The 24,275-nt window shown below is 55.9% G+C and carries 18 protein-coding genes; 5 read left to right on the top strand and 13 right to left on the bottom strand.

What is annotated here, in order from left to right; all coding sequences use genetic code 11:
- Positions 1 to 135 precede the first annotated feature (135 nt).
- Positions 136 to 2,808: a DNA topoisomerase (ATP-hydrolyzing) subunit A gene (gene gyrA, locus EGO56_RS06100; protein WP_013358560.1), complete on the bottom strand. Its 2,673-nt coding sequence runs from the start codon at positions 2,806 to 2,808 to the stop codon at positions 136 to 138.
- Between the two features lie 177 nt (positions 2,809 to 2,985).
- Between gyrA and ubiG the strand changes: the two genes are divergently transcribed.
- From ubiG to yfaE, 4 genes are all read left to right on the top strand, one after another.
- On the top strand, positions 2,986 to 3,711 hold the full coding sequence (gene ubiG, locus EGO56_RS06095) for a bifunctional 2-polyprenyl-6-hydroxyphenol methylase/3-demethylubiquinol 3-O-methyltransferase UbiG (protein WP_013358561.1): 726 nt from the start codon (positions 2,986 to 2,988) through the stop codon (positions 3,709 to 3,711).
- A 527-nt stretch (positions 3,712 to 4,238) separates the two neighbouring features.
- Entirely contained in the window at positions 4,239 to 6,524 is a 2,286-nt protein-coding gene (gene nrdA, locus EGO56_RS06090; protein ID WP_013358562.1) for a class 1a ribonucleoside-diphosphate reductase subunit alpha, read from the top strand.
- Between the two features lie 72 nt (positions 6,525 to 6,596).
- Entirely contained in the window at positions 6,597 to 7,727 is a 1,131-nt protein-coding gene (nrdB, locus tag EGO56_RS06085) for a class Ia ribonucleoside-diphosphate reductase subunit beta (RefSeq protein WP_135907997.1), read from the top strand.
- A gap of 2 nt (positions 7,728 to 7,729) precedes the next feature.
- Entirely contained in the window at positions 7,730 to 7,990 is a 261-nt protein-coding gene (gene yfaE, locus EGO56_RS06080) for a class I ribonucleotide reductase maintenance protein YfaE (RefSeq protein ID WP_013358564.1), read from the top strand.
- A gap of 330 nt (positions 7,991 to 8,320) precedes the next feature.
- Here the strand turns inward: yfaE and EGO56_RS06075 are convergent, their stop codons facing one another.
- On the bottom strand, positions 8,321 to 9,517 hold the full coding sequence (locus EGO56_RS06075; RefSeq protein ID WP_135907995.1) for a nicotinamide mononucleotide deamidase-related protein YfaY: 1,197 nt from the start codon (positions 9,515 to 9,517) through the stop codon (positions 8,321 to 8,323).
- 239 nt (positions 9,518 to 9,756) lie between these two features.
- Positions 9,757 to 10,068, bottom strand: a complete 312-nt coding sequence (gene elaB, locus EGO56_RS06070) for a stress response protein ElaB (RefSeq protein WP_013358566.1) — start codon at positions 10,066 to 10,068, stop codon at positions 9,757 to 9,759.
- A 335-nt stretch (positions 10,069 to 10,403) separates the two neighbouring features.
- Between elaB and EGO56_RS06065 the strand changes: the two genes are divergently transcribed.
- Positions 10,404 to 12,062, top strand: coding sequence for a glucan biosynthesis protein D (locus tag EGO56_RS06065; protein ID WP_135907994.1), 1,659 nt, complete (start codon positions 10,404 to 10,406; stop codon positions 12,060 to 12,062).
- Between the two features lie 32 nt (positions 12,063 to 12,094).
- Here EGO56_RS06065 and EGO56_RS06060 read toward each other — a convergent pair whose 3' ends face one another.
- The 10 genes from EGO56_RS06060 to nuoF form a co-directional block, all read right to left on the bottom strand.
- Positions 12,095 to 12,553: a GNAT family N-acetyltransferase gene (locus tag EGO56_RS06060; protein WP_135907992.1), complete on the bottom strand. Its 459-nt coding sequence runs from the start codon at positions 12,551 to 12,553 to the stop codon at positions 12,095 to 12,097.
- Between the two features lie 129 nt (positions 12,554 to 12,682).
- Positions 12,683 to 14,140, bottom strand: coding sequence for an NADH-quinone oxidoreductase subunit NuoN (gene nuoN, locus EGO56_RS06055; RefSeq protein WP_003854230.1), 1,458 nt, complete (start codon positions 14,138 to 14,140; stop codon positions 12,683 to 12,685).
- Positions 14,141 to 14,146: 6 nt separating this feature from the next.
- Complete coding sequence (gene nuoM / locus EGO56_RS06050) at positions 14,147 to 15,667, bottom strand: NADH-quinone oxidoreductase subunit M (protein ID WP_033733363.1); 1,521 nt, start codon at positions 15,665 to 15,667, stop codon at positions 14,147 to 14,149.
- 210 nt (positions 15,668 to 15,877) lie between these two features.
- A complete protein-coding gene (gene nuoL, locus EGO56_RS06045; RefSeq protein ID WP_135907990.1) occupies positions 15,878 to 17,713 on the bottom strand; it encodes an NADH-quinone oxidoreductase subunit L in 1,836 nt (611 codons plus the stop codon).
- Positions 17,710 to 18,012, bottom strand: coding sequence for an NADH-quinone oxidoreductase subunit NuoK (nuoK, locus tag EGO56_RS06040; RefSeq protein WP_003854236.1), 303 nt, complete (start codon positions 18,010 to 18,012; stop codon positions 17,710 to 17,712). Before nuoK ends, nuoL begins: the two co-directional genes overlap by 4 nt.
- Positions 18,009 to 18,560 carry an NADH-quinone oxidoreductase subunit J gene (nuoJ, locus tag EGO56_RS06035; RefSeq protein WP_003854237.1) on the bottom strand — a complete coding sequence of 184 codons (552 nt, stop codon included), beginning with the start codon at positions 18,558 to 18,560 and terminating at the stop codon, positions 18,009 to 18,011. Before nuoJ ends, nuoK begins: the two co-directional genes overlap by 4 nt.
- Before the next feature lie 10 nt (positions 18,561 to 18,570).
- Positions 18,571 to 19,113 (bottom strand): NADH-quinone oxidoreductase subunit NuoI, encoded by a 543-nt coding sequence (gene nuoI, locus EGO56_RS06030; protein WP_003854239.1) that lies wholly within the window; start codon positions 19,111 to 19,113, stop codon positions 18,571 to 18,573.
- Positions 19,114 to 19,124: 11 nt separating this feature from the next.
- Complete coding sequence (nuoH, locus tag EGO56_RS06025; RefSeq protein WP_003854240.1) at positions 19,125 to 20,102, bottom strand: NADH-quinone oxidoreductase subunit NuoH; 978 nt, start codon at positions 20,100 to 20,102, stop codon at positions 19,125 to 19,127.
- Positions 20,099 to 22,822 carry an NADH-quinone oxidoreductase subunit NuoG gene (nuoG, locus tag EGO56_RS06020; RefSeq protein WP_135907988.1) on the bottom strand — a complete coding sequence of 908 codons (2,724 nt, stop codon included), beginning with the start codon at positions 22,820 to 22,822 and terminating at the stop codon, positions 20,099 to 20,101. The genes nuoH and nuoG overlap by 4 nt, the downstream gene beginning before the upstream one ends.
- A gap of 112 nt (positions 22,823 to 22,934) precedes the next feature.
- Positions 22,935 to 24,275, bottom strand: coding sequence for an NADH-quinone oxidoreductase subunit NuoF (gene nuoF, locus EGO56_RS06015; protein ID WP_175501446.1), 1,341 nt, complete (start codon positions 24,273 to 24,275; stop codon positions 22,935 to 22,937).

Below are 24,275 nucleotides of genomic sequence, written 5' to 3'. Positions count from 1 at the left end.
GGCTCCCATCCCGCAGCCACCGGCTTCCGGCTCCCGGCTCACAGCCACCCACACCCGATCTCCAAAAAAAAACGGCAGGCCGGATTTCCCCTGACCTGCCGTTTCTGCAACGAACCTCAGCTCACGTCAGACAAATTACTCTTCGTCTTCTGCTGCGTCGTCTTCGTCTTCTGCATCCGCTTCCGGTGCAATCTCTTCATCGTCGATCTCAGCTTCCGGCGCAATATCATCTTCACCTTCCGCCACGCTGCCGTCGATTGAATCCAGCTCTTCCTCTTCAACCGGCTCGGCAACACGCTGCAGTCCGACTACGTTCTCATCCTCAGCGGTACGAATCAGGATCACACCTTGGGTATTACGACCCACGACGCTCACTTCTGACACGCGGGTACGCACCAGCGTACCGGCATCGGTGATCATCATAATCTGATCGCCATCGACAACCTGAACCGCGCCAATCACCGGACCATTACGCTCGGTCACTTTGATTGAAATAACACCCTGCGTCGCACGCGACTTCGTCGGGTATTCGCTGTTGGCCGTACGCTTACCGTAACCATTCTGCGTCACGGTCATAATGGCACCCTCTTCACGCGGCACAATCAGCGACACCACACGATCGCCTTCAGCCAGCCTGATGCCGCGCACGCCAGAAGCGGTACGACCCATGGCACGAACTGCGGACTCTGCAAAGCGAACCACTTTACCGGCTGCGGAAAACAGCATCGCTTCATCGTTACCGTTAGTCAGCGCCACGCCGATCAGCTCATCGTCATCACGCAGATTCACGGCAATAATACCGGCGCTGCGCGGACGGCTGAACTCTTTAAGCGCCGTCTTCTTCACGGTACCCAGCGCGGTCGCCATAAAGATATTGAAGCCTTCGGTATACTCACGTACCGGCAGAATCGCCGTAATACGCTCGTTAGCTTCCAGCGGCAGCAGGTTGACGATTGGACGTCCACGCGCGCCACGACTTGCTTCCGGCAGCTGATAAACCTTCATCCAGTACAGACGGCCACGGCTTGAGAAGCAAAGAATCGTGTCATGAGTATTGGCCACCAGCAGACGATCAATGAAGTCCTCTTCTTTGATACGCGCGGCTGACTTGCCTTTACCACCACGACGCTGCGCTTCATAGTCGCTCAGCGGCTGATACTTCACATAGCCCTGATGCGACAAGGTCACCACAACATCTTCCTGATTGATCAGGTCTTCGATATTAATATCGGCGGTGTTTGCGGTGATCTCGGTACGACGATCGTCACCAAACTGATCGCGCATCAGCTCCAGCTCTTCGCGGATCACTTCCATCAGACGCTCAGCGCTCGACAGAATGTGCAGCAACTCAGCGATCTGCTCCAGCAGCGCCTTATACTCATCCAGCAGCTTCTCGTGCTCAAGGCCGGTCAGTTTCTGCAGACGCAGATCCAGAATCGCCTGAGCCTGCTGCTCGGTCAGATAGTACTGCCCATCACGGATACCGTACTGCGGATCCAGCCACTCAGGACGCGCGGCGTCATCACCTGCACGCTCCAGCATCGCTGACACGTTACCGAGATCCCACGCCTGGGCAATCAGACCCGCTTTCGCTTCTGCCGGGTTTGGCGCACGACGAATCAGCTCGATGATCGGATCGATATTCGCCAGCGCAATCGCCAGACCTTCCAGGATATGCGCGCGGTCACGGGCCTTGCGCAGTTCAAAGATGGTACGACGCGTTACGACTTCACGACGATGGCGAACGAAGGCGTCCAGAATCTCCTTCAGCGCCATAATCTTCGGCTGGCCCTGATGCAGCGCCACCATATTGATACCAAACGAGGTCTGCAGCTGGGTCAGTGAATAGAGATTATTCAGAACCACTTCACCGACCGCATCACGCTTGATCTCAATCACGATGCGCATGCCGTCTTTATCAGACTCATCGCGCAGTGCGCTGATGCCTTCGACACGCTTCTCTTTCACCAGCTCCGCAATCTTCTCAATCAGGCGGGCTTTGTTCACCTGATACGGCAGCTCATGGATGATGATGGTCTCGCGGCCCGTTTTCGCATCGGCTTCCACTTCGCCACGCGCGCGAATGTAAATCTTGCCGCGTCCGGTGCGGTACGCTTCTTCGATGCCACGGCGACCATTGATGATGGCGGCGGTCGGGAAATCAGGCCCCGGAATGTGCTCCATCAGCGCTTCAATGCTGATGTTCTCATCTTCAATGTACGCCAGGCAGCCGTTAATCACTTCACGCAGGTTGTGCGGTGGAATATTGGTTGCCATACCCACGGCGATACCGGACGAACCGTTCACCAGCAGGTTAGGGATTTTGGTCGGCAGAACTTCAGGGATCTGCTCAGTGCCGTCATAGTTCGGTACGAAATCGACGGTCTCTTTTTCCAGGTCAGCTAACAGGTCGTGGGCGATTTTCGACATGCGAATTTCGGTATAACGCATCGCTGCAGCGGAGTCGCCGTCGATGGAACCGAAGTTGCCTTGTCCGTCCACCAGCATGTAACGCAGGGAGAAAGGCTGGGCCATACGTACAATGGTGTCGTAAACGGCAGAATCACCATGCGGGTGATATTTACCGATAACGTCACCGACGACGCGGGCAGATTTTTTATAGGGTTTGTTCCAGTCGTTACCCAGTACGCTCATCGCATAGAGTACGCGACGATGAACCGGCTTCAGGCCATCACGCACATCGGGTAAAGCTCGGCCAACGATGACCGACATGGCGTAACCGAGGTAAGAATTTTTTAATTCTTCTTCGATATTGACCGGTGTAATTTCTCTCGCAAGGTCGCTCATGGAGCCGCTATCCCTCTACTTAATCCCGGATTTTAAAGGTGCGAAAGTATATCACACTGCAATGCCCGGGTGAACGTTAACCACCGATATCGCCCGCTTTTCCTTACGCCTGAAAGGTGTGCCATCCGCGGTTAAGCGTTTATACTGTGGGCACATTTTGTCAGGAGTTACGATTCAATGAATGCACAACCGCAGAATCATCAGCAGAACGTCGATGCGCAGGAAATTGCCAAGTTTGAGGCGGTTGCCTCGCGCTGGTGGGATCTGGAGGGTGAATTTAAACCGCTGCATCGCATCAACCCGCTGCGCCTGGGCTATATCGCGCAGCACAGCAACGGTTTGTTTGGTAAAACCGTGCTCGACGTGGGATGCGGCGGCGGCATTTTAGCGGAAAGCATGGCGCGTGAAGGCGCAGTGGTGACGGGCCTGGATATGGGCGCTGAACCGCTGGCCGTGGCACGCCTGCATGCTCTGGAGAGCGGCGTGACGCTGGACTACGTACAGCAGACCGTTGAAGAGCATGCCGAGCAGCACGCCGGAAAATATGATGTGGTGACCTGCATGGAGATGCTGGAGCATGTGCCGGATCCGCGCTCGGTGATTCACGCCTGTGCGAAGCTGGTCAAACCCGGCGGCGAAGTCTTTTTCTCTACGCTGAACCGCAACCCTAAAGCCTGGCTATTGGCGATCTTTGGCGCGGAATATGTGCTCCGCATGCTGCCGCGCGGTACCCATGACGTGAAGAAATTCATCCGCCCTTCCGAACTGCTGGGCTGGGTCGATGAAACGACGCTACGTGAACGTAACATCATCGGCCTGCACTACAATCCGGTGACCAATCGCTTCAAACTGGCCCCGGGTACGGATGTCAATTATATGGTGCACACTCATCGCGCCGTATAAGTGATCGGCCCGCCTGAATCAGGGCGGGCTTGTTCTTCCCTTTCCGCTTTTCATCGCCTGCTGACCCCGAAATCATCCGCAACAGAGGCATAGTGTTATCTGCCAGTGGGTTACGTCACACCCACTCTCTTCTGCCTCAGATTTCAGTCCGCGCCATCTGGCAACGCCCTGGGCAGGTAGTCTCTTTTCGCCTTTTTTCCTCCCCTTCAGGGCCGAAAAGGGAGGATTGAATAAGAAATACGCGTCCGATCAAAGTTAGAAAAAAAAGTGTGATCTGGTTGACATGTTGCCAGGCCTTACAAGGCATGGCCTAAGAATTTTCGTCAAAAATACAACCCCTCTATCCATCATTTTTTGCTCTTGTTAAGCGGCCGTAAAATACTAAAATAAGCCCCCATGTAGTTATGGTACTTCCCATCACCCCCAAGATGTAGTGTTTATCCACACATTATTCACAATGAATATGCTGTGCATAAGCCGGGATTTCTTTTAATTTTTGGATACTCACGCAAAGGTAAAAACGCGACATGAACCAGAGTCTGCTCGTTACTAAACGCGATGGCCGCCAGGAGCGCATTGATCTCGACAAAATTCACCGTGTGCTGGACTGGGCAGCTGAAGGGCTGAACAACGTCTCAGTTTCACAGGTCGAACTGCGCTCCCACATTCAGTTCTATGATGGCATCAGAACCTCTGACATTCATGAGACCATCATCAAGGCCGCAGCAGACCTCATCTCTCGCGATGCCCCTGACTATCAGTATCTGGCTGCCCGCCTGGCGATCTTCCACCTGCGCAAAAAAGCGTATGGTCAGTTTGAGCCGCCGAAGCTTTATGACCAGGTCGTTAAGATGGTCGACATGGGCAAATACGATCGCCATCTGCTGGAAGATTACAGTCAGGAAGAGTTCGCACAGATGGACGAGTTCCTCGACCACTGGCGTGACATGAACTTCTCCTACGCCGCAGTGAAGCAGCTGGAAGGCAAATATCTGGTCCAGAACCGCGTCTCGGGTGAAATTTACGAGAGCGCGCAGTTCCTCTACATTCTGGTTGCTGCCTGCCTGTTCTCTGGCTACCCGCGCGACACGCGTATGGATTACATCAAGCGTTTCTATGATGCGATCTCCACGTTTAAAATCTCGCTGCCGACACCAATCATGTCGGGTGTGCGTACCCCGACACGTCAGTTCAGCTCCTGTGTGCTGATCGAGTGCGGCGATAGCCTGGACTCCATCAACGCCACCTCCAGTGCGATTGTGAAATATGTCTCTCAGCGTGCCGGTATCGGCATCAACGCCGGTCGTATCCGTGCGCTGGGCAGCCCGATCCGCGGCGGTGAAGCGTTCCACACCGGCTGTATCCCGTTCTATAAGCATTTCCAGACCGCAGTGAAGTCCTGTTCTCAGGGCGGCGTACGTGGCGGCGCAGCAACGCTGTTCTACCCGATGTGGCATCTGGAAATCGAAAGCCTGCTGGTGCTGAAAAACAACCGTGGCGTTGAAGGCAACCGCGTGCGTCATATGGACTACGGCGTTCAGCTCAACAAGCTGATGTATCAGCGCCTGCTGAAAGGCGAAGACATCACCCTGTTCAGCCCGTCTGACGTGCCTGGCCTCTATGACGCGTTCTTCGCCGATCAGGATGAGTTTGAGCGCCTCTACACTAAATATGAGCAGGATAAGAGCATCCGCCAGCAGCGTGTTAAAGCGGTCGATCTCTTTTCGCTGATGATGCAGGAACGTGCTTCAACTGGCCGTATCTACATTCAGAACGTTGATCACTGCAACACCCACAGCCCGTTTGATCCGCGCATCGCGCCGGTTCGCCAGTCTAACCTCTGCCTGGAAATCGCCCTGCCGACCAAACCGCTGGAAGATGTTAACGACGAAAACGGTGAGATCGCGCTTTGTACGCTTTCTGCGTTTAACCTCGGTGCCATCGAAAGCCTGGACGATCTGGAAGAGCTGGCTACCCTGGCGGTGCGTGCGCTGGATGCCCTGCTCGACTATCAGGATTACCCGATTCCGGCTGCCCAGCGTGGTGCCATGGGTCGTCGTACCCTGGGTATCGGCGTCATCAACTACGCCTACTATCTGGCGAAGCACGGTGTCCGCTACTCCGATGGCAGTGCTAATGGCCTGACCCACAAAACCTTTGAAGCGATTCAGTACTACCTGCTGAAAGCGTCAAACGAGCTGGCGAAAGAGCAAGGTGCCTGCCCATGGTTCAATGAAACCACCTATGCGCAGGGCATTCTGCCAATCGATACCTACAAGAAAGACCTGGACGCGATCAGCAACGAACCGCTGCATCTCGACTGGGAGAGCCTGCGTGAAGAGATTAAAACGCACGGCCTGCGCAACTCGACCCTGTCTGCGCTGATGCCGTCTGAGACCTCGTCGCAGATCTCCAATGCCACCAACGGCATTGAGCCGCCACGTGGCCACATCAGCATCAAAGCATCGAAAGATGGCATCCTGCGTCAGGTGGTGCCGGAGTATGAGCGTCTGAAAGATCAGTATGAGCTGCTGTGGGAAATGCCGAACAACGACGGCTACCTGCAACTGGTGGGTCTGATGCAGAAATTCATTGACCAGGCGATTTCGTCCAACACCAACTACGACCCGTCACGCTTTGCCAACGGCAAAGTGCCGATGAAACAGTTGCTGAAAGATCTGCTGACGGCATACAAGTTCGGCGTGAAAACGCTCTACTATCAGAATACCCGTGACGGTGCAGAAGATGCGCAGGATGACCTGGCACCTTCTATCCAGGATGATGGCTGCGAGAGCGGCGCCTGTAAAATCTAATGGTCAGGCGGGAGATTCTCCCGCCTCATTCATTTCACGAGGCCTGGCTTCGTCTACTTTTGGACAACTTTTATGGCTTACTCCACTTTCTCGCAGAACAAAAATGATCAGCTGAAAGAGCCGATGTTTTTCGGTCAGTCAGTCAACGTGGCGCGCTTTGACCAGCAGAAATATGACATCTTTGAAAAGCTGATCGAAAAGCAGCTCTCCTTCTTCTGGCGTCCGGAAGAGGTGGACGTCTCGCGCGACCGTATCGACTATCAGGCGCTGCCGGACCACGAAAAGCATATTTTCATCAGCAACCTGAAGTACCAGACGCTGCTGGATTCGATTCAGGGTCGCAGCCCGAACGTCGCCCTGCTGCCGCTGATCTCCATTCCGGAGCTGGAAACCTGGATTGAAACCTGGGCGTTCTCTGAGACGATTCACTCCCGTTCTTACACCCATATCATCCGTAACATCGTGAACGATCCGGCGGTGGTGTTTGACGATATCGTCACCAATGAGCAGATTCTGGCGCGTGCTCAGGATATCTCACGCTATTACGACGATCTGATTGAGATGACCAACTACTGGCATCAGCTGGGCGAAGGCACCCATCAGGTCAACGATAAAGAGGTTGTGGTCAGCCTGCGTGCGCTGAAGAAGCAGCTTTATATCTGTCTGATGAGCGTCAATGCGCTGGAAGCTATCCGTTTCTATGTCAGCTTCGCCTGTTCCTTCGCTTTCGCCGAGCGCGAGCTGATGGAAGGCAACGCTAAAATCATCAAGCTGATCGCCCGCGATGAAGCGCTGCACCTGACCGGCACCCAGCACATGCTGAACCTGCTGCGCAGCGGTGAAGACGATCCGGAGATGAAAGAGATTGCGGCAGAGTGCCGTGAAGAGTGCTTCGAGCTGTTTAAGAAGGCGGCGCTGCAGGAGAAAGAGTGGGCAGACTATCTGTTCAGCGGCGGCTCGATGATCGGCCTGAACAAAGACATTCTCTGCCAGTACATTGAGTACATCACCAATATCCGTATGCAGGCAGTTGGCCTTGATCTGCCTTTCCAGACGCGCTCTAACCCGATTCCATGGATCAACTCATGGCTGGTGTCGGACAACGTGCAGGTTGCGCCGCAGGAAGTGGAAGTGAGCTCTTATCTGGTCGGTCAGATCGACTCTGAAGTGGGCGCTAACGACTTCGACGACTTCCAGCTTTAATCATGAGCCGTGACGTTGTTATTCTGCGCACTTCCGGCACCCGGCTGGAATGCACAGACGAGCACACCAACCTGCTGACGCTGCTGGAAGCCAATAATCTCTGCGTGGAGTTTCAGTGCCGCGAAGGTTACTGCGGCTCCTGCCGGATGCGGCTGCTGAAAGGCGAAGTGCATTACCCACAGCGGCCGCTGGCTTTTGTGCAGCAGGATGAGATCCTGCCCTGCTGCTGCAAAGCTAAAGGCGAGATTGAGCTTGAGTTATAACTGAGGCGGAACAAATCTGGCTTGATTTGCTGTGGGATCGAGTCCGCTTAGGGAACACGGTCAGATCGGAAAGACGCAAAAAGCGTCATCCCTGACAGCTCGGCCCGCGCGATTACGCACCTCATCCCTGAGGTGCGCCCGTAGCCGGGCCAACGCGTTGCGTTGTTCAAAAACGCTCCCGGCGTTTTTGTCCATGGCGCGGGACGCTTTCCTCCTCTGCCCGTGTTCCCCGCGCTTTGAGCTTATTTATTGCTGTGGGAGTGCCCCTGGGGTAATTCGCAGTCACAAATAAAACGGGCGCCTCAGGCGCCCGTTTTACTTCCACTGACATTACTGTCTGACAGTTTCAACTACATCAATCCAGCCGTGACCGGTGCTGACTTCACTGCCATGCAACCAGCGACGCAGCATGTTCATCGCCATCATCGCCACCACCTTCTGCCGCGTTTCAAGGTTATAGCGACCGGTGCTGAACTTCACCCGCTGACCAAAACTGCCCTCTGGCGTATGCAACGCCACCGAAATCTCTTCCTGTTCCAGGCTGCCAATCGAGAGCGCCAGCGCTGCCTGCTGCTGCGCGGCAAGATCGCGGGTACGGCTCACCTGCTGCTCCAGCGTCTCCTGCTGAGGGCGCAGGATATCAGCGCCCCTCAACGGCACGCTGGCGGCCGCCAGTTGCCAGTAAAGTAGCCCGGCGGTGTATTGCTCGCTGACTGCCAGTTGTTCACCACGCTGCTCCAGCTCGCGGGCCAGCAGTGCTGGTAAGCCTTCGGTGCCTTCAAAAATGGTGCACTCCGCCAGCAGCAGACGCACCTGCTGCCACACCTGCTCCATCGCCACCCGCTGGCTGGCCGAGCCGGTAAGCTTGATCTCAATGATTGGCATTGACGAACGATACCCCATCACCACCCCTTCCGGCAGGGCGAGTGGCTCCAGTTCGGCGGCAATATCACTTTCACCGCGACCAAAGGTGGTCAGCCGCAGACAAACCGGCGGCTCAGGCGGCGAGAATTTTGCTTTCAGACGCGGAATGATCTGCTGCTCCACCATCACTTTAAATTCAGACGGCACGCCAGGCGTGAAGAACATCCAGCAGCGATTAAGTTGCAGGGCAAAGCCACAGGCGGTTCCGACCGGATTATCAATCAGCTCCGCATTGGCCGGGATTTCAGCCTGCTTGCGATTGCTGGCCGCCATCACCCGTCCACGGCTGGCGAACCAGGCTTCCATCTGCTCCAGCCACGCCTGCTGCATCGCCAGTTCAACCCCACTAGCGCGGGCCGCAGCCAGCGCACTAAGATCATCACTGGTTGGCCCCAGACCGCCATTGACGATCAGCACATCGGCCTCATGACTGCGCGCCTGCAGCGTGGCGATCAGCGACTCGAGTGAATCCCCTACAGTGGTGCGGCTGGTCATCGGTAAACCCTGCTGAAACAGTACGTCCGCCAGCCAGGCTGCGTTGGTATCGACGATTTGGCCATGCAGCACCTCATCCCCGGTTGACAGCATCTCAACTCTAATCACGTCGGATTCTCCTTTTCACGTTTGCTTCACTGTATGAAGTCCACCCGGGAAACACAATCGGCATGACCAGCGATTGTGATTGTTGCGGCTAAGGCAGCACGTTGCGCTTAAAAGTCAGAGGGTTGAGCGGGATTCAATGGCGCAGATGAATGAATTCAGGGCAGTGAAAAATCAACAAAAACGGCGGGATTTCCCCGCCGTTTTTTTACTACGGTTGTCAGCTACAGTGCAGGTCGCGATTAGCGACGGGCCAGCAGCAGACCGAGCACCAGACCGGCAGTTGCGCCAATACCGACGCCCTGCCACGGTTTTTCATGCACGTAATCGTCAGCGCGGTAAGCCGCCTGTTTAGCGCGATAGTAGTAGCTATCTGACGCCTGGCTGACACGGGATTTCACATCGTTCAGCGCCTGTTCGGCTTTGCTTTTGAGCTCAATGTACTTCTGATCGGCCGGATCGCCTGATGCCTTAAGCACTTCTTCCAGCGTTTCGGTCAGTAACGCAATATCGTCATCGAGGTTCGTTTCGAATTGATTTGTCTGGTTTACCATCGTTTCCTCCGTGTGAATTGCAAAGCAGTTCATTAACTATAGTCATAATCTGGCGCTCTGCTGTTTTCCTGATCCAGGAATCACCTGATTTTTCATCTGCTAAAGTTGCTTAGTTCAGGCGGTGCGCCGTTTCGCTGCGCAAAGAAGTGTAAGACGCCACAGCAACCGCCGAATTTCGCTTCGCTTCTTTGATTAATCTGATAAATTTTGTCGGGACTGAATTTTCCAGTAACCCTACTGTCGTACCCCTCTGTTGCCTGTGATTATCGGGCCATGAAAGTGCATTTTGCACGACAGTCACGACACCCTCGAACAGCTAAGGAATGATCTCTGGCATGAATCGAAGAATGTTTATGAAAGCGTCAATGGCCTTCTCCGCCGTCAGCGGCATGACCGGCCTGTCAACGCTGTTTGCGCAATCCGCATGGGCAGAAGATGGCATTGCTGACGGAACCGCCGTACGCTTCGATTTTGACGTACTGAAGAAAAACGCGGCCGCGCTGGCGAAAAAACCCTGGGGCGGTGCACCAGGCGCGCTGCCGGAGACGCTGGCTACACTGACCCCGCAGGCGTACAACGAAATTCAGTATGACGCTAACCACTCACTGTGGAATAACCTGCCTGACCGTCAGCTGGATGTGCAGTTCTTCCATGTTGGTATGGGCTTTAAGCGTCGCATCCGTATGTTCTCTGTTGACGGCGCAAGCCGCGAGGCGCGCGAAATTCATTTCCGCCCCGAGCTGTTCAACTACAACAACGCCCACGTGGATACAAAGCAGCTGGAGGGCAAAACTGACCTCGGCTTCGCCGGTTTCCGCGCCTTTAAAAAGCCGGAGCTGGCCCGTCGCGACATCGTCTCGTTCCTCGGCGCAAGCTACTTCCGTGCCGTTGACGATACCTTCCAGTACGGTCTCTCGGCGCGTGGCGTGGCGATTAACACTTTCAGCAACGGTCAGGAAGAGTTCCCGGACTTCACCGCCTTCTGGTTTGAAACGCCAAAAGCGGAAGATACCACTTTCACCTGTTACGCCCTGCTGGATGGTGCCAGCCTGACCGGTGCTTATAAGTTCATCATTCATTGCGAAGAGAAACGCGTGGTGATGGAAGTAGAAAACCACCTGTTTGCCCGTAAAGAGATCCGTCAGATCGGCATCTCGCCAATGACCAGCATGTTCAGCTGCGGCACCAACGAACGTCGCATGTGCAACACTTACCATCCGCAGATCCACGACTCCGATCGTCTGGCGATGTGGACCGGTAAAGGCGAATGGATTGCGCGCCCGCTGAATAATCCGCAGCGTCTGCAGTTCAACGCCTATGAAGATGAGAATCCGCGGGGCTTTGGCCTGCTGCAGCTGAATCACGACTTCAAAGATTACCAGGATGTGATTGGCTGGTATGACAAACGTCCGAGCCTGTGGGTTGAGCCGGTCGGCAAGTGGGGCAAAGGCGCGATCAACCTGATGGAAATCCCAACCACGGGTGAAACGCTGGATAACATCGTCTGCTTCTGGCAACCGGCGGAACCGGTCAAAGCGGGCAGTGAGCTGAACTTCTCCTACAAACTCTACTGGAGTGGTCTGCCGCCAGTGCGAAGCGGTCTGGCACGCGTGGATGCCACCCGTACCGGTATCGGTGGCTTCCCGGAAGGCTGGGCGCCTGGCGAGCACTTCCCTGAAACCTGGTGCCGTCGCTTCGCCATCGATTTTATTGGTGGTGATCTGCAGGCTGCCGCGCCGAAAGGCATTGAACCGGTGATTACTGTCTCATCCGGCAGCGTGAAGCAGGTAGAAATTCTGTATGTCGATCCGCTGAAGGGATTCCGCATTCTGTTTGACTGGTATCCGAACAGTGATTCCACTCAGCCGGTGGAGATGCGTCTGTTCCTGCGTAGCAAGGATGAAACGCTGAGCGAAACGTGGCTTTATCAGTATTTCCCGCCTGCGCCGGATCAGCGCAAATATGTCGATGACCGTCAGATGACGGTGGGTTGATGGAAACAGGCGAGGCTCAGGCCTCGCCTTTTTTATAGCGCGGTCTTCACCATATCAATATGCGGAATGCTATCTTCCAGGTAGCTCTCCCCTGCCGCCACAAAGCCATACTGCCCGTAGAATTTTTCCAGATGCGCCTGAGCGGAAAGAAAGAGATCGTGACCCGGCCAGTGTAGCTGACAACGGCTGATCGCCTTCTCCATCAGACGGCTGCCCAGCCGCGCACCACGCACCCGATCGGACACAATCACCCGTCCGATTTTTGCCGGACTGCTCTTATCCTCCGGCGAAAGAAGTCGCGCATAGGCCACCAGCTGACCATCCGCTATTCCCAGCAGATGCCGGTTTGCCGCCTGCAAATCTTTGCCATCCACATCCTGATACGCGCACTGCTGTTCCACGACGAACACGGCACTGCGCAATGCCAGTAAGTCGTAAAGTTCCCGGGCGGTGAGTTCGCTATGGTGTTTATCCTGCCAGTCAATGTTCATGGTCTCTCCTTGCTAATCACAACACGCTACATCAGAACGGTGCCGCCATCCAGCATCTGCGAGTCACCTCGTCTTAAAGGCAAAAAAAATCAGGCCCGGAGGCCTGATTCATCAGTTGCAGATAGCTGCTTACATCAGCGGCTGAGCCATCTGTACCAGTCTGATCAGCGGCTGCGGGTAAACCCCTAACAGCAGCACCAGAATGGCGGAGATCAGCACGACCACACCACCGGCCGTAAATGCCCAGTTAGCCGGGGTGTCACGGGTATGTAGTTCCGGCGGGCTGAGGTAGAGACTGACCGTCACGCGCAGATAGTAATAGAGACCAATCGCACTGCCCGCGACCACGGCACCGGTCAGCCACCACAGGTGAGCACTGACACCTGACGCGATAACGTAGAATTTGCCGATAAAGCCCAGCGTCATCGGGATACCTGCCAGCGACAGCATCATCACCGTCATGACCGCTGACAGGATAGGACGATGCCAGAACAGGCCACGATAGGAGTAGAGCGAGTCGGCATCCGGGCCACGATACGGGCTGGACATCAGGCTCACCACACCAAAGGCACCCAGGCTGCTGAACAGATAACCCGCCAGGTAAACACCCGAGGTTTCCAGCGACAGCTGATGATCTTTCACTGCAATCAGCGCGACCAGCAGATAACCAAGATGGGCGATAGAGGAGTAACCCAGCAGACGCTTGATGTTGCTCTGCGAAATCGCCATCAGGTTACCGAACAGAATCGACACAAAGGCGATCATGGCCAGCACCGTACGCACCGCTTCGCTGTCGGTCACCGGCGCGTACATGAACAGACGCATGATGACACCGAAGATCGCAATCTTGCTGGCGGTGGCCAGGAAGGTTGAAACCGGTGCAGGCGCACCCTGATAAACATCGGGCGTCCAGAGGTGGAACGGAACCAGAGAGAGCTTGAAGCCCAGACCGATAATCATCATGCCCAGACCCACCAGCAGCAGTGGCTCGTGGATCATGCTATCCGTCAGGCTCTGACCCAGTGCAACAAAGCTCAGGTTACCGGAATCAGCGTAGATCAGCGCAATGCCGAACAGCAGGAACGATGAGGCCGCCGCGGAAAGAATGGTGTATTTCAGCGCCGCTTCCAGCGAACGTTTCTGGCGGAAAGCGTAGCCAATCAGACCAAACAGCGGCAGCGACAGCAGCTCAATGCCGATGAACAGCGAGGCCAGATGGTTAGCGCTGGCCAGCACGATGCCACCGAGCGCCGCAATCAGCACCAGCAGATAGAACTCATCTTTGTTGTCAGGGTAGCCTGCCAGCCACGGATAGGCAAAGGTGCAGGTTGCCAGACTCGCCAGCATTACCAGCGCGGTATAGAACATCGAATAGCCATCGACGCGCAGCAGCGGCGTGACATCCATCGCCCCGACCTGACCGACAAAGTAGAGCGAGAGCAGCGCCAGGTTCAGGCCAACTACCGTTAGCGTGGCGTTAACGAAGTGGTTGCGTCGCCAGGCAATGGACAGCATCACAACCACCACCGTCAATCCGACGATTAACAGCGGTAGCAACGCAATCAATTGGTGAGGAGTTATTGTCATGGCGAATTACGGCCTTGTAGTTGAAATTGAAGCGGTAAACCACTGCTGAATATTGCTCATGGCAGCGTGCGAAGTATCCAGAATCGGCTGTGGATAGACGCCCAGCAGCACCAGCAGCACCACCAGAACACCGATGGTCATAAACTCACGCGGTGACATGCCTGGCAGCGGATCTTTCGATTTCGCTTCGCCGTAGTAAGCGCGCTGCATCATCACCAGCGAGTAGACGGAGGCGAACACCAGACCAAAGGTTGCGATGACAATAATCATCGGCACCACCTGGAAGCTGCCGGTCAGAATCATAAATTCGCCGACGAAGTTACCGGTGCCCGGCATACCGAGGTTGGCGACCGCAAAGAACAGCGACAGGCCCGGAATCCATTTGATGCGCGACCACAGGCCACCCATCTGACGCATATCACGGGTATGCAGACGCTCATACAGCTGACCACACAGAATGAAGAGTGCCGCAGCGGACAGACCGTGTGCAATCATCTGGATCACCGCACCCTGCAGCGCCAGCTGGCTGCCGGTGTAGATGGCAATCAGCACAAAGCCCATGTGCGAAATCGAGGTATAGGCAATCAGACGTTTGATATCGGTCTGCGAGAAGGCCATCCAGGCACCGTAGAAGATACCGATGATGCCTAACCACATGGCGATCGGCGCAAACTCGGCTGACGCGTTCGGGAACAGCGGCAGGCTGAAACGGAGTAAGCCGTAAGCCGCGGTTTTCAGCAGGATACCCGCCAGGTCAACAGAACCGGCCGTTGGAGCCTGACTGTGCGCATCCGGCAGCCAGCCGTGCAACGGTACTACCGGCATCTTGACCGCAAAGGCGATAAAGAAGCCCAGCATCAGCAGATATTCAACACCGCTCGACATTGGCGTCTGCAGCAGCTGTTCGTAGTTGAATGTCCAGACGCCGGTCGCGTTGTAGTGGACAAACACCAGGCCCAGAATCGCAATCAGCATCACCAGACCCGACGCCTGGGTATAGATGAAGAATTTGGTCGCAGCGGAAATACGGGTTTTACCGTCCGATGCTTTATGACCCCAGAGCGCGATGAGGAAGTACATCGGCACCAGCATCATTTCCCAGAAGAAGAAGAACAGGAACAGGTCGATGGAGAGGAACACACCGATTACGCCGCCCAGGATCCACATCAGGTTCAGATGGAAGAAGCCCTGATACTTTGAAATCTCATTCCAGGAACAGAGTACCGCCATCAGACCGAGCAGGCCGGTCAGCACCACCATCAGCAGCGACAGGCCATCAATGGCTAAATGGAAGCTGATGCCGAAGCGTGGGATCCACGGAACGGAGAAACTTGACTGCCACTGCGGAATGCCCGCTGCCTGCGTCAGTGAATAGCCTCCCTGCAACCAGAGTTGCAGTGAAAGCGCCAACGTCAGCCCCATGGTGATCAGCGCGATCCAGCGTGGCACCTTCGCGCCAAGGCGCTCAGTGAGCCAGCAGATCAGACCGCCGACGAAGGGTATGATAATTAGCCAAGGTAATAACACGGCACACTTCCCTTTTCTTTGTCTTAGTTCGGGCTATCTTACTTGCCATTTTGATCTCCGGCAGTGCCCGCAATCCTCACATACCTCGGTATGCTGCGGTTGCTGCGCGCTGGCGGTAACCAAACTGGCTGCGACGATAACGCCCTTGCTCAGGACAATTTTTGACATTCTCAATGGGCAGATTAACTAACCTGCCCCGCTCATCAATCTTTAAATCACCAGCAGCAGAGCCAGCACCAGCACGGCACCCACGCTCATTGACGCCACGTACCAGCGCAGGTAGCCATTTTCACTGACCACCAGACCTTTGTTGGCAATGCGTGACAGCAGCGCAGGCAGGTTCATCAGACCATTCAGTGGGTCGCGCTTCAGCAGCCACGCAATACCCAGATAAGGTTTGACGAACACTTTATCGTAGAGCCAGTCGAAGCCCCAGGCCGCAAACCACCAGGTGCCGAAGAAACGGCCCGGTGCACTGTTTGCGATACGGGTTACCAGCTCACGTTTGCCCAGCCACAGTGCGGCTGCGATCAGAATGCCAACGATCGCGACCACACCTGAGGTGATTTCCAGTCCCACTTTGCCCGCCTCACCGAACTCATTGGCTGGCAGTACACCCGCCAGCGGAGGCGTAATCAGCGCACCAATAAAGGTGGAGAGCAGCAGCAGCACAATCAGCGGCAGATGATGGGTAATGCCTTTACCGGCGTGTGCATGAATTTTCTCTTCGCCATGGAACACGATGAAGATCATGCGGAAGGTATAGATAGAGGTCAGGAACGCCCCGACCAGACCCGCTATCATCAGATTGATGTGGCCGTTAGCCAGTGCACCAAACAGAATCTCATCTTTACTGTAGAAGCCCGCCGTAATCAGCGGCAGTGCCGCCAGCGCCGCGCCACCGACCAGGAAGCAGGTGTAGACCAGCGGAATACTCTTACGCAGGCCACCCATTTTGAAGATGTTCTGCTCGTGATGGCAGGCCAGAATCACTGAACCCGAGGAGAGGAACAGTAATGCTTTAAAGAAGGCGTGCGTCATCAGATGGAAAATCGCCGCATCCCACGCCTGAACGCCCAGCGCCAGGAACATGTAGCCAATCTGGCTCATGGTGGAGTAAGCGAGAACGCGTTTGATGTCGGTCTGCACCAGCGCGGCAAAGCCCGCCAGCACCAGCGTGATTGCCCCGATGATACCCACCAGATGCAGCACTTCCGGCGTCAGCAGGAAGAGACCGTGGCTGCGGGCAATCAGATACACACCCGCCGTTACCATGGTCGCGGCGTGGATCAGTGCCGAAACCGGTGTCGGACCGGCCATCGCATCTGCCAGCCAGGTCTGTAACGGCAGCTGTGCCGATTTACCGACCGCGCCACCCAGCAGCATCAGCGTCGCCCACTGCAGCATATGGTTGTCTGCAGCAAAGTGCGCCGGAGCCAGTTCCATCATCTCGCGGAAGTTCAGCGTGCCCAGCTCGTTGTAGAGAATAAACAGACCGAATGCCAGGAAGACGTCGCCCACGCGGGTAATGATGAAGGCTTTCATCGCCGCTTTGCCGTTTTCCGGATTGCTGTAGTAGAAACCGATCAGCAGATAAGAGCAAAGCCCTACCCCTTCCCAGCCCAGATACATCAGCATCAGGTTATCGGCCAGCACCAGAACCACCATGCTGGCGATAAACAGGTTGGTGTAGGCGAAGAAGCGGGAGTAGCCCTCTTCTCCACGCATGTACCAGGAGGCGAACATATGAATGAAGAAGCCGACGCCGGTCACGACCGACAGCATGGTCAGCGACAGGCCGTCCAGCGTCAGATTCACCTTCATGTCGAAATTGCCGACATGCATCCACGTCCAGAGTGCCTGGGTGTAGACTTGCTGGCCATTGGCGAAGAAGTCGAAACCGATCATTGCCGTAGTCAGTGCTGCCAGACCCACCGATCCCATACCCACCGTGGCCGACAGGTTCTCTGACCAGCGACCGCGGGAAAACGCTAACAGCAGAAAGCCGATCAGCGGAAACAAGACAGTTAAATAGAGAAGATTCATCCGCGCATCTCGCTCACAGTATCAATGTTCAGCGTCTGACGACGACGATAGAGCTGAAGCAGCAGTGCCAGACCAATACTGGCTTCCGCTGCCGCCAGGCTGATCGCCAGGATATACATCACCTGTCCATCGGCCTGACCCCAGTAGCTCCCGGCAACCACCAGAGCTAAAGCGGCGGCGTTGATCATGATTTCAAGGCCGATCAGCATAAACAGTAGATTGCGGCGTATCACCAGCGACGTCAGTCCAAGGACAAACAGCACGGCAGCAAGAATCAATCCATGTTGTAACGGGATCATGCGTTCTCCTTTTTCACCTGAGCGGCGTCAGCATTACGGTTACTCAGGACTTCGCCCTGACGCTCTTCACGACCGATATGGAACGCCACGACCAGACCCGCCAGCAGCAGCATCGAAGCCAGTTCAACCGCCAGCACGTAAGGACCAAACAGGCTGATGCCGACCGCTTTGGCGTCGATGATGGTGCCATCAATGCCCTGGTCATTGGCTGTCAGGATGGCGTAGATCATTACCACCAGCAGCAGTAATGAAACGATGCCCGGGCCAATCCACAGCGACGGACTGAGCCACTCGCGCTCCTGCTTCTCAGTCTGTTTGCCCAGGTTCAGCATCATAACCACGAAGACGAACAGCACCATGATGGCCCCGGCGTAGACGATGATCTCCAGGGCACCAGCAAAATAGGCCCCCATTGAGAAGAAGACGCCGGCGATCGATAACAGCGAGACGATCAGGTACAGCAACGCATGTACCGGATTAGTGTGGGTAATGACGCGCAACGTCGTCAGCACCGCCACCAGTCCGCAAAGATAAAACGCAAATTCCATGCCTTGCTCCTTAAGGTAATAAGCCTTTGACGTCGATAGGCTTGGCTTCGTTTTCCGCTTCGCCCTTATCTTTACCGTCAATCGCCATACCTGCCATGCGGTAGAAGTTGTACTCCGGATATTTACCCGGTCCCGAAATCAGCAGATCGTCCTTTTCATACACCAGATCCTGACGCTTAAACTCACCCAGTTCAAAATCGGGGGTCAGCTGAATCGCCGTGGTCGGACAGGCTTCCTCACACATGCCACAGAAGATGCAGCGTGAGAAGTTGATGCGGAAGAATTCCGGATACCAGCGGCCATCTTTGGTTTCGGCTTTCTGCAGTGAAATACAGCCAACCGGACAGGCAACCGCACACAGGTTACAGGCAACGCAACGCTCCTGGCCGTCCGGATCGCGGGTTAACACGATACGGCCACGATAGCGCGGTGGCAGATAAACCGGCTCTTCCGGGTACATCTGCGTTTCACGTTTGGCGAAGGCGTGCAGCCCGATCAGCCAGATACTGCGAACTGTCGTGCCGAAACCTACGACAATATCTTTCAAAGTCATTTGTTAACCCCTTACGGCGCTGTGTAGAGAATCACTGCGGCAGTCGCCAGCAGGTTCAACAGCGTCAACGGCAGACACACTTTCCAGCCGAATGACAGCACCTGGTCGTAGCGTGGACGCGGAAGCGCAGCACGGATCAGGATGAACATCATCATAAAGAACGCCGTTTTCAGGGCGAACCAGATGAACGGCGGCAGGAAAGGTCCGTGCCAGCCACCAAAGAACAGCGTTACGATCAGCGCTGAAACGGTGGTAATCGCCACATATTCGCCGACAAAGAACAGGCCGAACTTCATACCGGCATATTCAATGTGGTAGCCGTCTGCCAGTTCCTGCTCCGCTTCTGGCTGGTCAAACGGATGACGGTGACACACCGCCACACCCGCAATACAGAAGGTCACGAAACCGAAGAACTGCGGAATGATGTTCCACAGATGTGTCTGGCTGTTGACGATATCGTTCATATTGAACGAGCCCGCCTGCGCTACCACACCCATCAGCGACAGACCCAGGAACACTTCGTAGCTCAGGGTCTGCGCCGAGGCGCGCATCGCACCCAGCAGCGAGTATTTGTTGTTACTCGACCAGCCAGCAAACAGCACCGCGTAAACCGCAAGGCCCGCCATCATCAGGAAGAACAGCAGACCGATATTCAGGTCTGTTACCATCCAGGTGGGCGAAACCGGCACGATAGCAAAAGCCAGCAGCAGTGAAACAAAGGCGATAACCGGCGCAAGGGTAAAGATAAAGCGGTCGGTAAACGGCGGGACCCAGTCCTCTTTGAAGAACATTTTGATCATGTCCGCCACCAGCTGCAGCGAGCCGCCCCAGCCTACGCGGTTTGGCCCGTAACGGTTCTGGAACAGGCCGAGCAGACGACGCTCGGCGAAGCTCATGAACGCGCCGCAGGCCACCACCACCAGCAGAATCACGATGGCTTTAACAATGGCCAGCAGAATGTCGATAACGTCCGGTGTTAACCAGCTCATTGCGCCGCCTCCTGCAGAGTGTCGATTTTACCGTTCGCCAGGAATGGCGGAACGCCCGGCATACCCAGCGGCAGACCAATCTGTCCCGCCTGCAGTGACGCCGAGAAACGGACCGGCAGACGCACTGTCTCACCGGCACAGCTGAACTCCACCGCCGCGCCATTGTTGACGCCCAGTTTTGCCGCATCCTCCGGGTTAATCACCAGCGCAGGCTCAGCCATACGCTGCTGGAAGACCGGTGAACGCTGTGACATCTCTTCGCTGCCGAACAGCCGATATAAAGGTGCCACGCGCCACTGCGCATCACTGACAAAGGCTTTTGGCACGCTAGTGAACCACGGTAACTCACCTGCGCTGGCTTCAAACAGGCGCACGCCCGGATCGCCATGACGCAGTTTGCCGCCCACTTCTGCCTGGAACTTGTTCCACGCCTGCGGTGAGTTCCAGCCTGGTGCCCAGGCAAACGGAATCTGTGAACGCGGTGCCGATGGCTGGTTGTTACCTTCCATTGAGAAGGCGAACATCGTGTCCTGATCCTGCGGCTGACGCGGTTCATGAACGCTGATATTCGCGCGCGCGGCAGTACGTCCACTGGCACGGATCGGAGAGCGCGACAGTTTCTGACCACGGATGCGGAAACTGGCGTCAGGTGCGGCTTCTTTAATTCCCGCGAGCTGTGGCAGACGGGTGACTACCGCATCGATCACGTGATCGAGCTGGGTCCAGTCCACATGACGGCTTTCCAGCGTGCTGTGCAGCGAGTGCAGCCAGCGCCAGCTTTCCAGCATCACAATGTTGTTATCGTAGTAAGCAGGATCGTAAACCTGGAAGAAGCGCTGGGCGCGGCCTTCATGGTTAATTGAGGTGCCATCACTTTCAGCGAAGCTGGCGGTTGAAAGCACCAGACCCGCTTTCTCCAGCGTTGCGGTACGCTGATGATCCACCACAATCACGTTAGTGGTCTGAGCCAGTGCCGCATCTACCAGCGCTTTCGGCGCATGGCGATAAAGGTCATTTTCCAGCACCACCAGCGCATCGGCTTCACCGTTGCTCAGCTGCTCAAGCGCCTGCTCCAGCGGATTGCCGCCAATCATGCCCAGGCCGATGCTGTTCGCGTGACCTGCCAGCAGGGTAATGCCGACATCTGCACCACGTGCCTTCAGGGCTTTCGCCACGTTAGCCGCGGCTTCAATGACTGCGCTGCTGCCTGAGTGTGTACCGGAGATAATTAAGGGCTTTTTCGCGCCGGCCAGCGCCTGCACGACAACATCCATTTTCCCGCTGAGTTTGCTGTCGAAATCGGTGACCGCAGGTGCAGACTCATCCAGTGCACTGGCGATAGCGAAGCCGAGGCGCGCCTGATCTTCAACCGGCGCACGATAGCTCCATGCTGCGATATCATCCAGACGGGTTTCATCAACGTGGGTAACAAACAGCGGATGTTTGGCGTTCTGACCGATGTTCATGATGGCGGCGATCTGCCAGTCTGCGACTTTCTGCGCAGCGGCCATATCACGCGCTTTGCCTTTCACTGCCTGACGTACAGAGAGCGCCACGCGTGCGCCCACCTGTGTCAGGTCTTCACCCAGCACCAGCACCGCGTCGTAGCTTTCAATTTCACGCAGCGATGGCGTGTAGATACCGCCCTCGCGCAGGACTTTCAGCATCAGTTCAAGACGGGCCTGCTCGTCCGCTGGCATGCCGGTTGAGAAGTTCTCTGCACCCACCAGTTCACGCAGGGCGAAGTTACTTTCAATGCTGGCGCGCGGCGAGCCGATACCGATCACTTTCTTCGCCTGACGCAGCAAATCTGCACCAGCGTTAACCGCCTGCTCTGCGTTCAGCGTGACCCAGTCGTTGCCGCGTAGCAGCATCGGCTGACGTGGGCGATCTTTACGGTTCACGTAGCCATAGCCAAAGCGGCCACGGTCACACAGGAAGTAGTGGTTTACGGTGCCGTTATAACGGTTTTCGATACGGCGTAACTCACCATAACGCTCACCCGGGCTGGTATTACAGCCAACGCTGCACTGCTGGCAGATGCTCGGTGCAAACTGCATATCCCATTTACGGTTATAGCGTTCGGAGTGGGTTTTGTCGGTGAAGACGCCGGTCGGGCAGATTTCAACCAGGTTGCCGGAGAATTCGCTCTCCAGCGTGCCATCTTCCGGGCGACCAAAGTAGACGTTGTCGTGCGCGCCGTAGACACCCAGATCTTTGCCATCGGCATAATCTTTGTAGTAACGCACGCAGCGGTAACAGGCGATACAGCGGTTCATCTCGTGAGAGATGAATGGGCCGAGATCCTGATTACGGTGGGTACGCTTAGTGAAGCGATAGCGGCGGAAGCTGTGGCCGGTCATCACTGTCATATCCTGCAGGTGACAGTTACCGCCCTCTTCACACACCGGACAGTCGTGTGGGTGGTTGGTCATCAGCCACTCCACCACGCTTTCGCGGAACTCTTTCGCTTCGCCATCATCGATGGAGATGAATGTGCCGTCAGAGGCCGGCGTCATGCAGGACATGACAAGACGGCCGCGGGTATCTTCGGCATTCTGGAATTGCTTTACCGCACACTGGCGGCAGGCCCCAACGCTTCCCAGCGCCGGATGCCAGCAAAAGTAAGGAATATCAAGGCCCAGAGAGAGACATGCCTGTAGCAGGTTGTCCGCTCCGTTCACATCATACTCTTTACCGTCTACATGAATTGTAGCCATAGTGACATGCTTCCGTAAGGCTCGTCAGAGACGAGCGTTAATCATATTCTTGCCCCGACGCACGACATTGTCGGGGCGGCGGCACCAGGCCTTTTCCGTATGCTGTGGCGAATTACCAGCGCGCTTTCAGCAGGTTTGGCTGGATCCCGCCAATGGCGCGGGTATTGCCAAACACCTGCGGTGCCATGCCAGCTTCAAACTCTTCACGGAAATATTTAATCGCACTCTGCAGCGGCTCAACCGCACCCGGCGCATGCGCACAGAAGGTTTTACCCGGGCCAAGCTGACGGCAGAGTTGCAGCAGGGTTTCGATATCCCCTGGCTGTCCCTGTTTCTGCTCCAGCGCACGCAGAATTTTCACGCTCCACGGCAGGCCATCGCGACACGGCGTACACCAGCCGCACGACTCACGGGCAAAGAACTCTTCCAGGTTGCGCACCAGCGAGACCATATTGATTTCGTGATCGACCGCCATCGCCAGCGCGGTGCCCAGACGGCTGCCTGCTTTGCCGATGCTGGCAAACTCCATCGGCAGATCCAGATGCTGGTCGGTCAGGAAGTCGGTGCCTGCGCCGCCCGGCTGCCAGGCTTTGAACTTCAGCCCGTCACGCATGCCGCCCGCATAATCTTCAAGGATTTCACGCGCGGTGATACCGAATGGCAGCTCCCAGACGCCAGGATTTTTCACCCGTCCGGAGAAGCCCATCATTTTGGTACCGGCATCTTCGCTTTTAGAGATGTTTTTGTACCACTCGACGCCGTTAGCCAGAATCGCCGGGACGTTGGAGAGGGTTTCCACGTTGTTCACGCAGGTCGGTTTGCCCCACGCGCCCGCACTTGCCGGGAATGGCGGCTTGGAACGCGGGTTAGCACGACGGCCTTCCAGTGAGTTAATCAGTGCCGTCTCTTCGCCGCAGATATAACGTCCTGCGCCGGTGTGGACGATCAGCTCAAAGTCGAAGCCGGTGCCAAGAATATTTTTACCGAGATAACCCGCTTCCGTCGCTTCCGCAATCGCACGGCGCAGATGCACCGCGGCTTCTATGTATTCGCCACGTAAGAAGATATAGCCACGGTAGGCCTTCAGTGCAAAGGCGCTGATCAGCATCCCTTCCACCAGCTGGTGAGGCATCTGCTCCATCAGCAGGCGGTCTTTATAGGTGCCGGGTTCCATCTCATCGGCGTTACACAGCAGGTAACGGATGTTCATCGACTCATCTTTCGGCATCAGGCTCCACTTCAGACCGGTAGAGAAGCCAGCACCGCCGCGCCCTTTCAGGCCGGAATCTTTCACTGCCGCGACGATTTCATCCTGTGACATGCTCTTCAGCGCTTTTTCCGCACCGGCATAGCCGTTTTTGCTGCGGTATTCATCAAGCCAGACAGGTTGCTTGTCGTCACGCATCCGCCAGGTCAGCGGATGGGTTTCAGCAGTACGAATGATCTGTTTAAT

The organism is Pantoea vagans (genome assembly GCF_004792415.1).
Classification (GTDB): Bacteria; Pseudomonadota; Gammaproteobacteria; order Enterobacterales; family Enterobacteriaceae; genus Pantoea; species Pantoea vagans.
The sequence above is the reverse complement of the archived record's forward strand: the minus strand, read 5'-3'. Positions and strand labels throughout refer to the sequence as shown.